This window comes from Allochromatium humboldtianum (assembly GCF_013385175.1).
Lineage (GTDB): Bacteria > Pseudomonadota > Gammaproteobacteria > Chromatiales > Chromatiaceae > Thermochromatium > Thermochromatium humboldtianum.
Genome location: NZ_JABZEO010000001.1, coordinates 474,709 through 487,581 on the forward strand (window position 1 = coordinate 474,709; position 12,873 = coordinate 487,581).

The 12,873-nt window shown below is 58.0% G+C and carries 11 protein-coding genes; 5 read left to right on the forward strand and 6 right to left on the reverse strand.

Annotation, left to right across the window (positions count from 1 at the left end):
• Positions 1–134: 134 nt before the first annotated feature.
• From HW932_RS02230 to HW932_RS02240, 3 genes are all read right to left on the reverse strand, one after another.
• The gene (locus HW932_RS02230) at positions 135–1,742 is read right to left on the reverse strand and encodes a sensor domain-containing diguanylate cyclase (RefSeq protein ID WP_176974862.1); all 1,608 of its coding nucleotides are present in this window, start codon (positions 1,740–1,742) and stop codon (positions 135–137) included.
• Positions 1,743–1,819: 77 nt separating this feature from the next.
• Positions 1,820–2,806 carry a YhdH/YhfP family quinone oxidoreductase gene (locus HW932_RS02235; protein ID WP_176974863.1) on the reverse strand — a complete coding sequence of 329 codons (987 nt, stop codon included), beginning with the start codon at positions 2,804–2,806 and terminating at the stop codon, positions 1,820–1,822.
• A gap of 49 nt (positions 2,807–2,855) precedes the next feature.
• Positions 2,856–4,592, reverse strand: coding sequence for an Eco57I restriction-modification methylase domain-containing protein (locus tag HW932_RS02240; RefSeq protein WP_176974864.1), 1,737 nt, complete (start codon positions 4,590–4,592; stop codon positions 2,856–2,858).
• 139 nt (positions 4,593–4,731) lie between these two features.
• Here HW932_RS02240 and HW932_RS02245 point away from each other — a divergent pair, with 139 nt between their 5' ends.
• The 3 genes from HW932_RS02245 to HW932_RS02255 all read left to right on the forward strand — a co-directional run bounded on the left by HW932_RS02245 (position 4,732) and on the right by HW932_RS02255 (position 6,791).
• Complete coding sequence (locus tag HW932_RS02245) at positions 4,732–5,310, forward strand: TerD family protein (RefSeq protein WP_176974865.1); 579 nt, start codon at positions 4,732–4,734, stop codon at positions 5,308–5,310.
• A 106-nt stretch (positions 5,311–5,416) separates the two neighbouring features.
• Positions 5,417–6,103: a TIGR00266 family protein gene (locus HW932_RS02250; RefSeq protein WP_176974866.1), complete on the forward strand. Its 687-nt coding sequence runs from the start codon at positions 5,417–5,419 to the stop codon at positions 6,101–6,103.
• 91 nt (positions 6,104–6,194) lie between these two features.
• Positions 6,195–6,791 carry a TerD family protein gene (locus HW932_RS02255; RefSeq protein ID WP_176974867.1) on the forward strand — a complete coding sequence of 199 codons (597 nt, stop codon included), beginning with the start codon at positions 6,195–6,197 and terminating at the stop codon, positions 6,789–6,791.
• A 38-nt stretch (positions 6,792–6,829) separates the two neighbouring features.
• Here the strand turns inward: HW932_RS02255 and HW932_RS02260 are convergent, their stop codons facing one another.
• The 3 genes from HW932_RS02260 to HW932_RS02270 form a co-directional block, all read right to left on the reverse strand.
• On the reverse strand, positions 6,830–8,245 hold the full coding sequence (locus HW932_RS02260; protein ID WP_176974868.1) for an MBL fold metallo-hydrolase RNA specificity domain-containing protein: 1,416 nt from the start codon (positions 8,243–8,245) through the stop codon (positions 6,830–6,832).
• A 77-nt stretch (positions 8,246–8,322) separates the two neighbouring features.
• Positions 8,323–8,736: a helix-turn-helix domain-containing protein gene (locus tag HW932_RS22075; protein WP_343046943.1), complete on the reverse strand. Its 414-nt coding sequence runs from the start codon at positions 8,734–8,736 to the stop codon at positions 8,323–8,325.
• The gene (locus HW932_RS02270; RefSeq protein ID WP_176974869.1) at positions 8,733–9,020 is read right to left on the reverse strand and encodes a type II toxin-antitoxin system HigB family toxin; all 288 of its coding nucleotides are present in this window, start codon (positions 9,018–9,020) and stop codon (positions 8,733–8,735) included. Before HW932_RS02270 ends, HW932_RS22075 begins: the two co-directional genes overlap by 4 nt.
• Positions 9,021–10,084: 1,064 nt before the next feature.
• On the opposite strand from HW932_RS02270, the gene HW932_RS02275 reads away from it, so the two are divergent.
• On the forward strand, positions 10,085–11,368 hold the full coding sequence (locus HW932_RS02275; RefSeq protein ID WP_176974870.1) for an oligosaccharide flippase family protein: 1,284 nt from the start codon (positions 10,085–10,087) through the stop codon (positions 11,366–11,368).
• Between the two features lie 91 nt (positions 11,369–11,459).
• Positions 11,460–12,833 carry a hypothetical protein gene (locus HW932_RS02280; RefSeq protein ID WP_176974871.1) on the forward strand — a complete coding sequence of 458 codons (1,374 nt, stop codon included), beginning with the start codon at positions 11,460–11,462 and terminating at the stop codon, positions 12,831–12,833.
• Positions 12,834–12,873 lie beyond the last annotated feature (40 nt).

A 12,873-nucleotide genomic window follows, 5' to 3' on the forward strand; every position in this document is an offset into this window, starting at 1 on the left:
AACGAGAACGGGGGCAGCGCCTGAGTGCCGGAATGAAAAACCAATCCAATCAAATAATTGGGCAATGCAGCCCCAAGCTGGACGCTCGGTTAAACTTTGTTAAGGCCGGCATGATGGATGGCGCGTTTTCGATCTCAGTCGGCCGTCCAGCAGAAACGGCCCCGCCCAGTCTCCTTGGCGCGATACATGGCCATGTCGGCCGTCGTCAGCAGGGCATCCAGGGTCCGCTCGCCGTGATCGAGCACGAGACCGATCGAGGTACCCAGAAGGCAGTCCCGGTCCTGAATCCGAACCGGACGCTCGAAGACGCCCAGACATTTGCGCGCCACCAGTTCGGCGATCTCGCGGGCCTCATCCGGATCGAGATCCGCCAGCAGGATGACGAACTCATCGCCGCCGATGCGTGCCAGCGTGTCCTCGCCACGGATCACTCCGCTCAGGCGTGTGGCCACTTCGCGCAGGGCCGCATCGCCCGCCCCATGTCCCAGGCTGTCATTGATGGTCTTGAAGCCGTCCAGGTCGAGATAGAGGATCGCGAGGCCGTATCCATGACGCTGTGCCCGCGCCTGCGCATGCTGGACATGGGTCGCCAAGAGCTGACGATTGGGCAGTCCGGTCAGGCCATCGTGCCGGGCCAGATACTCCATCTCGGCACGGCTCTCCAGCAGTTTCTCCAGGACGCGATTGAAGGCGGCGGTCAAGTGACCGACCTCGTCGTTGCGCACCACGGGCAGGGGTTCGAGCGGGATCTCGCCGCGCGTCATGCATTCGGCGTGGCGTGCCGCCTCGCGCAGCGGGCGTAGCTGATGGCGCAGTCCGATCACCATGACGAGCAGGAACACGAGTGCCAGGATGGCGCTGGTCGTCAGCATGAAGTCGCGCAGACGCTCGATCGGTGCGAACAGCTCGTGGGTGGGGAGGCGTGCCACCAGGAACCAGCCGCCCGTAGGCACCGAGGCGATGGCGGCCAATTCCTCGACGCCGCCGGCGTTGACGTCGATGCCCACGCCGCGAAAGCCCTGCATCGCCATGTCGTGCTGATGATGGATGCCTTCCTTGGGTGTCGGTGTCAGCGTGATATTGAGATCCGAGGAGCCGAGGAACAGTTGGTCGCGCGGCGAGACCAGGACGAATCCCCCCGTGGCTCCGACCCGCGTGTCATAGAGCGCCTGGACGAAATTGGCCGACTTCAGCCCCGAGACCCCGACCAGCACGGCCCGCACCTGCCCATCGGTGTCGCGCAGGGGCACGGCCATCGGCAGGACCGGCGCCTTGGAGACCGAGCTGAACAGGGGGCGGCCGATCACGAACGCACCCTGGATCGCCTGACGGAAGTAGTCGCTGTCCCCGAGCGAAAGGGCGTCCCGGCCGGGCAGGGGCGGGTAGTCGGCCACCACCATGCCGGTGTCGTCGAGCACCATCAGTCCTTCTGAGAACAGGGGATTGACCGCCTGATGTTCCGCCAGCCTGGCGCGCAGGGCGATCCTGTCGTCCAGGAGCGCCGGCGGCAGATGATCGGCGACATGCCGGAGCAGTTCGCGGCGATTCACGAGGTCGCGGTCGATCTGGGCGGCGACATAGTTGGCCAGCGTCAGCAACTGGCTCGATGTCAGCTCGGTGAGATCCTGGCGCAGATGGCGATCGAGCAGTCCGAACTGGAGACTCGCGTTGAGCAGGATGATCGCCATGCCTGCCAGGATCAGGCGATTGGCCATGCCCTGCGGATTGATGAGACGTGGCATGCGTTTGGGTCGGTGCTCCGATAGGGGGCGTCGGCGACGCGCGGTCTCGTCGCGCCCCGAACAGTGTCGCACGCCGCTCAGAGTCGGACCAGGATCCGTCCATGTGTCTGGCCGGCGAGCACGCGCTCGAACACCTCGGCCAGTCCATCCAGCGCGACTGTTTCGCTCAGCAGTGCGTCCAGGTTCGCCGGCCGCCAATCGTCGGCCAGATGTTGCCACAGTTCGGTACGCAGTGGATTGGGGACATCCACCGAGTTGCAGCCGAGCAGACTCACGCCACGCAGGATGAAGGGCATGACCGTGGTATGCAGCTCATGCCCGCCCGCCAGACCGATGGCGGCGATGTTGCCGCCGGGGACCGTGGTGCGGGTGATCTGGGCCAGGAGTTCGCCGCCGACGTTGTCGATGGCGCCGCCCCATTCGGCCTTCTCCAGCGGTCGGGTCGCGCCGGACAGGGCTTCGCGGCCGATGATCCGCGCGGCGCCCAATCCCTTCAGCCAGTCGTGCAGATCCGGCTTGCCCGAGAGTGCCGTGACCTCATAGCCGAGATGGGCGAGGATGGCGACCGCCATGGAGCCGACCCCGCCGCTGGCGCCTGTCACCAGGATCGGTCCCAGCTCGGGGCGTTGACCATTGACCTGCATCCGCTGCACGGCCAGCGCCGCCGTGAATCCAGCCGTGCCCAGGATCATGGCCGCGCGTGCATCGAGTCCCGCCGGCATGGGCACCAGCCAGTCGCCGGGGACACAGAGGTATTCGGCATAGGCGCCGTCGTGGTCGAAGCTCAAGCCCCAGCCGGTGGCGATGACCGCATCCCCGGCTTTGTAGTTCGGATGTCGGGAGACCTCGGCTTCGCCCGCCGCATCGATGCCGCCGACCAGGGGAAAGGTCCGCAGGATCTTGCCGCGACCCGTGCCGGCGAGCGCGTCCTTGTAGTTGACGCTGGAATACTGGACCCGGATCAGCACCTCGCCCTCAGCCGGTTCCGGCCTGGGTCGCTGTTCGATCCCAGCATGATGGCCCTGGTCGTCGTTGTGGATACGGAAGGCTGAGTACAGATGCATTGTATGGACCCTGAAACAGATGTTGATGCATGCGTTCGGCGGTTCAGGTTCAGTAGCGACGCGCCATCGCTCTGACGTATTCCGCCTCGCGCCCATCGAGACCATAGAGCCGAAACACCGCCTCATCGACGGCGTCCCGATCGCTTTCGAGCGCCACGGTCGCCAGTTCGGCGCGCAGCGTTTCCGGCACCTCCGTCCAGCGCGGAATCCGCAGACGCTTGAGCGATGACGCCTGAATCCGTGGATGGCCGGCCGAGCGTGTGTCATAGGTCGCGACCATCGCCATGGCCACCGATGAGCGCAGAACCGCCTGGAGCGCGCGCGGCTCCCATTCGGACATGGTGACATAGCACAGGCTGTGATGCGGGTAGAAATGCCCCTCGTCGAACACCACCAGCGTCTCGCCCCGGATGTCGGCCATCAGCAGCTTCGGCCGTTCGACCAGACTCGGGTCGATGCGGTCGATGGTGCGATACCAGGCCGTCGGGTTGCGTCGGGCGACATGCCGCCCCGCGATCGCCGCCCGATGCCGTTCCAGATATTTCGCCAGCCGTGGATGCTCGTCGAGATCGACCAACCGACCATCCGCTCGGAACGGATTGATCACCCCCTGGCCGTGCCACCGGATCTCACCATCGGCCAGATCCCGGGCCATGACCAGCGGCAGCTTGCAGGCCGGCTCGACCGGCAGGCTCGGATAGTCGTCGATGAAGACGCGGTCACAACCGGTGGCCACGCCGAGTCCGACCTTGCAACCGACCTCGTCCAGCGTCGGATAGGCCTGTTCGAGCCGACGGATCACGTCCAGGTGCTCTCCGCCGTCGAGCAGCCAGGGCGCGTCGCGTCTTGCGCCGCCGAGCCGTACCTCGGCGACCAGCGTCTCGTCCGGTGATTCGGCCCCCAGGGTCGCGACCAGATAGGGCAGTTGTTCGATCAGACTCAAGACGCCCGGCTTGACGAGGCGCGTCGTGCCGAGTGTGTCGGCAGGCGGCTCGACAGGCGGGCGCTCGATGAACGTGAGCGCGGCGAGCCCGTTCGACGCCAAGGCATCGAGACCTTCGAGGTCGATGAAATGCGTCAGCGTGAACTCCAGCGTGACCTTCGCACGCAATGGGCCGCCGGATTTGTTCCTCAGCCAGCGGCCGGCGCAGACGAATCCGAGCCGTCCGTCGGGCGCCAGCCGATCCAGGGCGCGCTCGAAGAAGGCGATCGAGAGATCGGCACGATCATAGAGGGTGTGGAAACGCCGCCGGTACTCACGCCGCAGGACGCTGGGCAGGCGCTCCAGACGCACCTGGGGCGGTCGTCCGACCACGCAATCGAACTCGCCGCGCAGATGACAGAGCAGGAAGTCGTCGCGGATCAGCCAGACCGTGCGCAGCCGGTGCGCATCGCGTTCAGAGAGCCCCGCCGCGACCAGTCGCGCCTCGACAGCGCGCGCGGTCGCGTCATGGTCGGCGATGTGCGGCTCGACGGCACGAATGGTCTCGCGCAGCTCGCGCACCGCCTCGCTCGCCTGACCGCCGGCCAGACTGTAGGCCGCGAGCAGACGCTCGATCGCGGCCAGCAGCACCTCGCCCTGGCCGAACGCCGGTTCGAGCAGCCGTAAGCGATACAGCGGTCGGTCGGGCGTATAGCCGGCCAGATCCAGGAGGGCGTTCACGACCTCGGGCGGCGTGGAGACGCTATCACGTTCGGTGTCGTGCTGTCGTGCCAGTCGCGACAGTGCGCTCTTGATGGCGGGACAGCGGGCCGCGGGGCCAAGGACGTCTAGAAGCGGACTCATCGAGAATCAGACGATCGATCACTTGGGCAGGATGAAGAAACGTTAAGCTTATACCGTGCGCTGGTCGACTCGACTACACTAGTTCGAATCATTCTCTACAACGATCTCAGTTCCATCAACGCACCACAAGGAGCCCCCAATGGCCATCAGTTTGCAAAAAGGCGGTAACGTCAGTCTGACCAAGACCGATCCGGGTCTGACCAATGTCCAAGTCGGACTGGGCTGGGACGCGCGTTCCACCGACGGCGCGGCCTTCGATCTGGACGCCAGTGTGTTCCTGGTCGGCGATGACGGCAAGGTGCTGTCGGACGGTCACTTCGTCTTCTACAACCAGAAGACCTCGCCCGACGGCGCCGTGATCCATGCCGGCGACAACACCACGGGCGCCGGCGAGGGCGACGACGAGACCGTCTCCATCAATCTGCCGGGCGTCGAGGCGGGCGTGAAGCGCGTGGTCTTCGCCGTCACTATCCACGAGGCCGAGAGCCGCAAACAGAACTTCGGCATGGTGCGCAACGCCTTCATGCGCGTGCTGAACAAAGACAGCAGTACCGAGCTGGCCCGTTTCGACCTCTCCGAGGACTACTCGACCGAGACGGCCATGATCTTCGGCGAGATCTACCGCAACGGCGAGGAGTGGAAGTTCAAGGCTGTCGGCCAGGGCTTCGCCGGCGGCCTGGGCGCGCTGGCCAAGGATCACGGCGTCAACATCGGTTGATTCCAAGCTGCCAGCGTCCGGCGATCGGCTTCCAGCAACAGCGCTGGCGGCTGGTCGCCGGTTGCCGGACGCCTCATTGCTTTCATCCGCTAGGGGAGGCCAAGCCATGCCAACCTTCACGGTCACTGGAGAGATCGATCCGTTTCTGCATGTGAGTCTGAGCAAGGGCGAACGGGTCTTCTGCGAGTCCGGCGCCATGGTCATGATGGAAGAGCCGCTGCAAGTGAAGGGCCAGATGCGCGGCGGCTTCGGACGTGCGCTGCTGCGGCGTCTGGCCAATGACGAGTCCTTCTTCCAGCAGGAGATCGAGGCCGTCGGCGGCGACGGCGACTGTCTGCTCTCACCGACCATGCCCGGTTCGATCGAGCTGCTCGACGTCACCCCCAGTTCGTCCTACACACTCTCCGACAGCAGCTTTCTCGCCGCCGAATCCGGCGTGCAAGTCAATCCACGGCTCAATACGGTCGGCGGCGGGCTGTTCGGCGGCACCGGCGGTTTCGTGATCATGGAAGCGGTTGGGCAGGGCAAGCTGGCCGTGTCGGGTTTCGGCTCGATCTTCACCCTGGATGTCACGCACGGTCGCGATATCGTCATCGACAACAATCATGCGGTGGCCTGGTCATCGAGTCTGCTCTACGAGGTCGGGATGCCGCGCACGGGCGGCGGCTTCTTCGGCTCGATCGTCAACTCCGTGACCTCGGGCGAAGGGTTGGTGATCCGGTTTCGCGGTCAGGGCAAGGTCGTCATCTGCTCGCGCAACAAGACCATCTTCCGACCCCAGCAAGGGCAATGACCGCGTGCGCATTCCAGCCGTTTCAACAATCACCACGTATCCAGCAATCCATGCCGCGCCAGACGCGGTTCATCACTGAGGAGTCGTCATCATGGGCATCAGTCTTCAGAAAGGTCAAAAGATCTCGCTCGAAAAAGAGGCCGGCGGCGGTCTGACCCGCATCGTCATGGGCCTGGGCTGGGATGCCGCTCAGTCCGGCAAGGGCGGTCTACTGGGCGGTCTGTTCGGCGGCGGCGGGAACGACAGCATCGACCTCGACGCCTCCTGTCTGCTGTTCGACGAAGCAGGCGAGCTGGTCGACGCGGTCTGGTTCCGCCAGCTCACCAGCCGCGACGGCAGTATCCATCACACCGGCGACAACCGCACCGGTGAGGGCGCGGGCGACGACGAGCAAATCAAGGTCGATCTCGCGGCGGTACCGGCCAACGTCAAGAGTCTGGTGTTCACCGTCAACAACTACACCGGCCAGGATTTCTCGCAGGTGGCCAATGCCTACTGTCGCATCCTCAACGGTGCGAACAACAGTGAGATCGCCCGCTATGATCTGAGCTGTCAGGGCAGCCACTCGGCCATGCTCATGGCCAAGGTCTATCGTCACAATGGCGAATGGAAGATGCACGCCATCGGCGAGGTCGGTCAGGGGCGGACCTTCGAGCAGCTCCTGCCGCAGATCAAACCGCATCTTTGAGAACGTCCGTGCTATGTAGCGCTCTTACCTGAAACCGCTCAACCGATGACCACGTCGGTTTGGGGCAGGCGTTCCAGCAGGGCGTGTTGCAGGGCGTGCTTGGCGTCTGTGTCGCCGTGGACGAGGATGATCTTCTTGGGCTTGACCCGCAGGCGGGTGACGAAGTTGATCAGGTCTTTTTGATCGGCGTGGGCGGAGTAGCCGCCGAGGGTATGGATGCCGGCGCGGATGTCGAGGCGGGTGCCGTCGAGGTCGACATAGCCGCCGCGCGGTCCGTAGCGCTGGATTGCCCAGCCGGGGGTGCCGGCGGCCTGGTAGCCGACGAAGAGGACGTCGTGGCGTGGGTCGCCGAGCATGGCTTTGAGGTAGTTGACGATGCGTCCGCCGGCGCACATGCCGCTGGCGGCGATGACGATGGCTGGGCGGGCGCTGCGGGTCAGGTAGTCGACGGTGCGCAGGTGGGTGGCGTGGTCGTCGATGGTGATGAGTTGTTCGAAGTCGAGTGGGTGGCGGCCTGAGTCGAGTCGGCTTTTGGCTTCGCGGTCCCAGTGGTCGCGCAGGCGGGCGTAGCCGGCGGTGAAGTCGGCGGCCAGGGGGGAGTCGAGGATGATGTCGAGGTCGTGCCAGGTGCGTCCTTTGGTCAGGCGTCGTTGGCGATGTTGGTGGATGATGGCTTCGAGTTCGTAGAGCAGTTCCTGGGTGCGGCCGATGCTGAAGGCGGGGATGAGCAGGGTTCCGTCGTTGTCGAAGGCGTGTTCGACGATGGCGCGCAGGCGGTCGCGTCGTGAGCGGCGGTCTTCGTGGAGTCGGTCGCCGTAGGTGCTTTCGAGGACGACGATGTCGGCGGCGTAGGGGGATTTGGGGGCGGGCAGCAGGGGGGTATGGGGAGCGCCGAGGTCGCCGGAGAAGAGGACGCGGGTGGCGGTTCCTCCTTGGCGCAGGTCGCATTCGACGTAGGCGGAGCCGAGGATGTGGCCGGCGGGTTTGAGTCGGAGGCGCAGGCTGGGGTCGCCGGTCGTGAGGCTGTGCCACTGGCCGTAGGGGAGGGGGACGGTGAGTTGGCGGACGCGGTCGAGCACTCGGGCGATGAGTTTGGCGTCGCGCGTGACGCCGACTTTGAGGGCGTCTTCGATGACGAGTGGGAGCAGCTCGGCGGAGGCTTGACTACAATAGATGGGAGACTTGAAGCCGGCGGCGAGCAGGTAGGGCAGGCGGCCGATATGATCGATATGTACATGTGTGACGATCAGGGCGAGGATCGGTTCGACGGGGAACTCGATCTGGAGGCGGTCGTGGCCGGCGCCCTGGGTGGATGTTTCGGCGCCCTGGAAGAGGCCGCAGTCGATCAGGATCGATTGGCCGTTGCCGAGTTGGAGTTCGTGGCAGGAGCCGGTGACGCCTGTGGTGGCGCCGTGGTGGAGGATGGTTGGATTTGGCCTGTGTTGATGAGTCATGTTTACCTCGGGTGCCGGCGATGATGCCGCCTCTTGTTGACTCGTTAACTCGGTTTGGGGTCGGTGGACGGCCAGGATCAGACGAAGGTCGCCGGCGATACTCCGAAGCGTTCGCTCAAAGCGCGGATTTGACGAAGGTTGAGTTCGCGCTTGCCGGCCAGGATTTCGGAAACGACGCCCTGACTGCCGATGTCCGATAGATCGCTCTGCCTCAGTCCGTGCTGTTCGATCAGAAACTTCAAGGCTTGCAAACCTGTTGCCTCGGGCAACGGATGGGTCTCGGCCTCATAGTCTGCGATAAGGTCGCCCACGATATCGACGAGTTCCATGGCGGGATGCTGTTCGTTGCCCTGGGCTTCGTCGAGTAGGATTTCGAGCATCTCGATCATGTGAGCGTAGTGGGTTTGGTCGCGGATTGGAGCGATGTCGGTCGCGCGGCGAAAGTTCTCCCAAGCCGGAAGCAGGCGGTTGATGTCGATTTGTGCATTCACGGTTTCCAGGTTCCTCTGTCGTAGTCTTGATGGGTGAGGACGGCCTTGATATACAGGATTTGCTTCTCGAACCGGATATAGGCGATCAGGCGGTATTTGTTGCCGCCGATGTCGAACACCACCAGGTCGCCGACACTGTCAACGCTGTTGAAAGTGGCCTTGAGTTCGGCCCAGTTGGAAAATCGGTTCTTCTCGATCACCCGCCGCCAGCCCTGCAATGGGGCTTCGGCTTGCGGATGGTCGGCCGCGAAGGCCCGCAGTGCGCTGTTGCTGATGACTTTCACCCAAAAAATCTATCTCAATTTGAGATGGCGCTCCATTGGTCGCAGGATAGGCATCTGATCTGAAACCGCTCAACCTATAACCACCTCGGCTATTGCTTCTGCGCTACTATGTCCGGGGCACGGGTCGTCTGGACGAGCCGGAGGTACGGGCGCTGTTGCAAGTAGAGTCCACGGGAGAACCGCTGATGCAGACGTTCATCGATCGATATATTGCGCAAAGGTGAGCAGCGTGGCCGGGCCATGGTGCTCCTACGCCTGATCGAGCGCAAATTCGGCCCGCCGAGTGCGCCGGTGCGCGAGCGGATCACGCAAGCTGACCCCAACCGGCTCCTAGAGTGGTCCGAGTGTATCCTGGACGCCCAAAGTCTGGACAAGGTGTTGCATAAGACTGTCGATTGCCCTGCCTGGGTGGTCTGGTCCGGCTCCTTGCTGGTTCAGATGCATTCCTCAGTAAAATATACTCAAAGTATGGACGGCGGCCTGAATCGAGCCGGCGTTTGGCTTCGCGGTCCCTGTGTTCACGTAAGCGGGTGTAGCCAGCGGTGAAGTCGGGAATCGAGGATGATTTCGAGGTCGTCCCAGGTGCGCCCTTTCGTGAGGCGTCGTTGGCGATGCTGAAGGCGGGGATGAGCAGGGTGCAACCATTGTCGAAGGCATGTTCGACGATGGCGCGCAGGCGTCGACGTCGTGAGCGGCGGTTTTCGTGTTTGAGGCGGATATGCCACTGGCCGTAGGGGGGGACGGTGAGTTGGCGGACGTGGGGTCAAGGACTTGGGTGATGAGTCGGGTGTCGCGTGTGAGGCCGACTTTGAGTGCATCTTCGATGACGAGCGGCAAGCAGGTCAGCGGATGCTTGACTACAATAGATGGGAGAGTTGAAGCTGGAGGCGAGCCTAGGCTAGGCCTCCGATTGGAGGTTTCGGCGCCCTGGAAGATTTCTCAGCCGATTAGGATTAAGCGGCCGTTGCCGAGGTGGTCGTGTTAGGAGCCGTTGACGCTGGTGGTGCCATGGTAAAAGATGACGGAGGTAGAAATATTTTGAATACTCAATGGCGTATCTAAATGTGAAGTTAATTAAAGAAGTTATCCATCGCTCCGCGTGGCTTCTAATTGGAAATATTGCAGCTAGGTCGGCAGCTTTTCTGAGCAATATCATCGCGGCAAGATTGCTTTCTCAAGAGTTGTTTGGGCAGTTTGCATTACTTCGAAATTCAATATCTTCAATTGAGGGCATAATAAGTGGCGCACTTGGCCCTTCAATTATCAAGCGTGTTAGTGAGATTTGCCATAAGGATAAAAATAAAATCGGACGTATTTTCGCGATTATAATTATAACAGATCTGTTGCTAATATTTTTTGTGGCCGCTATTTTTTTTGCGAATTCAGATTTCATAATAAAGCATTTATTTATCGATCAAAAAGAAATTCTTTTGGGATTGCAGATTGGAACACTTCTTCTTATTTCGACAAACATTTCTTCTCTAATGCAATCAATAATGATAGGGCTTGAAGAATTTAAAAAATTAACCTTTGCAGGCTTGGCTTCATCCTGCGTGGCGATTCCATTAATATTTTTTTTTACATATTTCTTTTCTATCTATGGGGCGATCTTTGGGTTGACGTTATATTTTTTTTTGGATTTCTTGTTTAAATATTTGATCATAAATAAAATAACAAATTTTTGTTTGTATTATTTTTTTGAAGGCTTGTTTTTATTTTGGCGAGAAGGAAAAAAAATTCTAATATTTAGCGTGCCGATATTTTTCTCTATGGTAATTAGCAATGTAACACCACTATTCGGAAGATATTTGGTTGTCAATTCGTCTGGCGGTTTTTCCGACATAGCAGTTTTTGATGCGGCATTTCAATGGCTTACAATGATCATGATTGCTACTGGAGCCACAACAAGTGTGGCGCTTCCAATGTTATCAAAGGCATTTGGAAATAAAAGCCTAGTCATCATGAAAAGCATATTCAAAATTAATTTGACAATAAACTTTGCAATATCGGTTTTTATTGCATCCGCTTTTTCTTTTTTTGCGAAAGAAATAATGGCAATATACGGTGAAAACTACGCGCATGGATATAAACTGCTTGTAATTCTTTGCTTTGCTTCTGTTGCTTTTACTTTGTCAAGCGTGCTAAATAAATATGTTATAGCCATCAATAATTCATGGATTGTTTTTATAAGCTCTCTGGTTGGCGCCATTAGTTTTATTGCTGTTCTTGTTTGCACTATTCAGTATCGTGAATATTCACTTGCTTTCGGTTATTTGGCGTTTTATCTATCAAGCGCGTTAACTTATTTTCTGAAAATCACCTATTTCAAAGATAATACTATGCATTAAACAGCGTTTTCGCCAAATATCGCGAATGTGCCAAAAACCAAACGGCATTAAACCGAACAGAAACCCGTATATCTTAACCTCTGAGGTGTTTATGATTAAGTACATAAAAATCATTACTACGACCACTATTTTGGCATCTATGATTTTGTTGCATCCTTTAATCACAATTGCAGATGTAGTGAGTCCAAAATTTTCTCAGTCAACTATTGATCGAGCCATGAGTCTTCCGATACTTACAGACAATGCTGGTCGCTTTGATATTTGGGCCGCCGCGCATTATCTTAGCATAGTTGCTTATTTTAACTCGAATGCCGCATCGTCAGATGGGCGAAGCATTGCTGATCGAACTGTTGAAAATTTAACAAGTGTTGTCAGTCCTGGAAATGAACCAGGACTTCGAGGAATCATGTTTTCATGGGGAGATCATCATGTCGCCGGATTAATTGCATTTGCTAAATACAATCCTGCCGTTTGGGAAAAATTATCTCCGGAGACAAAAGAACGAGCTGATTTGTTGATGCGTGTCGGCACTTTTATTGCCAATATACAACATAATGCAGCGAATCAATGTTATTTAGATATTAAGATGACTGACGCGGGAAACTATAACCCCAATCAGCGAAATTCCATGGTTGCCTGGATGTCATATGCTTACATATATTTCGGTAGTGCGGAGAAAGTTAACAGCGTGCTTTCTTCATTTGATCACCCCGCATTAATCAAAAAGCTTTCTGATTTCGGTTGGTCAAAGCTTACTGCAAGTCTAAGTGGAAGTGACACTGTTAAACTAATGATTCAAGGTGGTCAATCTACTGCTAGCAAATGCGAAGTGAATCCTGAAGGGGTTCGAAAAGCGTTTACTTTTAAGGGCAGAATAGTAACAGGTGATCCAGGTTGCCCGGCATGGTATGAAACAGGAAGCGAAGTTGCTTATGACCCTTATAATTTATTAAGAAGGGAGGAGTATGATTTTAACTTAGCTGCTCAAATTGTTGATAAGGCATGCAAGATAGATACGAAATGTGGTACGGCAGGGCATATTGCTGATGGCTTCGCCTCCCCAAATCTTGGGGAAATTGGCATGTTTCTTGAGTATAATATCAATGGTCGCAGTAGCCCCGATTATGTTGCTTGGGGGGCAAAAAATTCGCTTTTTCATTTAACCAGCATTATTGCTGCTGGTCTGTGGAAATCTGGAAGTACGGAATACGACGAGATTATAGCGAGATACAAAAATGCAGTGAAAACATGGCTATATCGAGTTGAAGGAAATAAGTGGTATGACACTGCTTTTTGCGAGTTTAAGCCCGGTCCAGATCTTTATTCAGGCAGGGACTTTGCTATTGATCTTTGGAATGCAATGATTGATTCTGATATTGTGTGGTCTTATAAACCAATCATGGGCAGCATGAATACATTAAAAATTGTGCCGCCCAAAATAATTAACGTTGATATGAAAAATTAATGAATTAAAATATGCTGGGGCAGATAAGCTACTTAGTCAT

Excerpts from the sequence above, each read along its gene's own strand:
- HW932_RS02240 (WP_176974864.1), bottom strand. The coding sequence starts at position 4,592 with ATGAGTCCGCTTCTAGACGTCCTTGGCCCCGCGGCCCGCTGTCCCGCC.
- HW932_RS02245 (WP_176974865.1), top strand. The coding sequence starts at position 4,732 with ATGGCCATCAGTTTGCAAAAAGGCGGTAACGTCAGTCTGACCAAGACC.
- HW932_RS02235 (WP_176974863.1), bottom strand. The coding sequence starts at position 2,806 with ATGCATCTGTACTCAGCCTTCCGTATCCACAACGACGACCAGGGCCAT.
- HW932_RS02250 (WP_176974866.1), top strand. The coding sequence starts at position 5,417 with ATGCCAACCTTCACGGTCACTGGAGAGATCGATCCGTTTCTGCATGTG.
- HW932_RS02280 (WP_176974871.1), top strand. The coding sequence starts at position 11,460 with ATGATTAAGTACATAAAAATCATTACTACGACCACTATTTTGGCATCT.
- HW932_RS02255 (WP_176974867.1), top strand. The coding sequence starts at position 6,195 with ATGGGCATCAGTCTTCAGAAAGGTCAAAAGATCTCGCTCGAAAAAGAG.
- HW932_RS02230 (WP_176974862.1), bottom strand. The coding sequence starts at position 1,742 with ATGCCACGTCTCATCAATCCGCAGGGCATGGCCAATCGCCTGATCCTG.
- HW932_RS02260 (WP_176974868.1), bottom strand. The coding sequence starts at position 8,245 with ATGACTCATCAACACAGGCCAAATCCAACCATCCTCCACCACGGCGCC.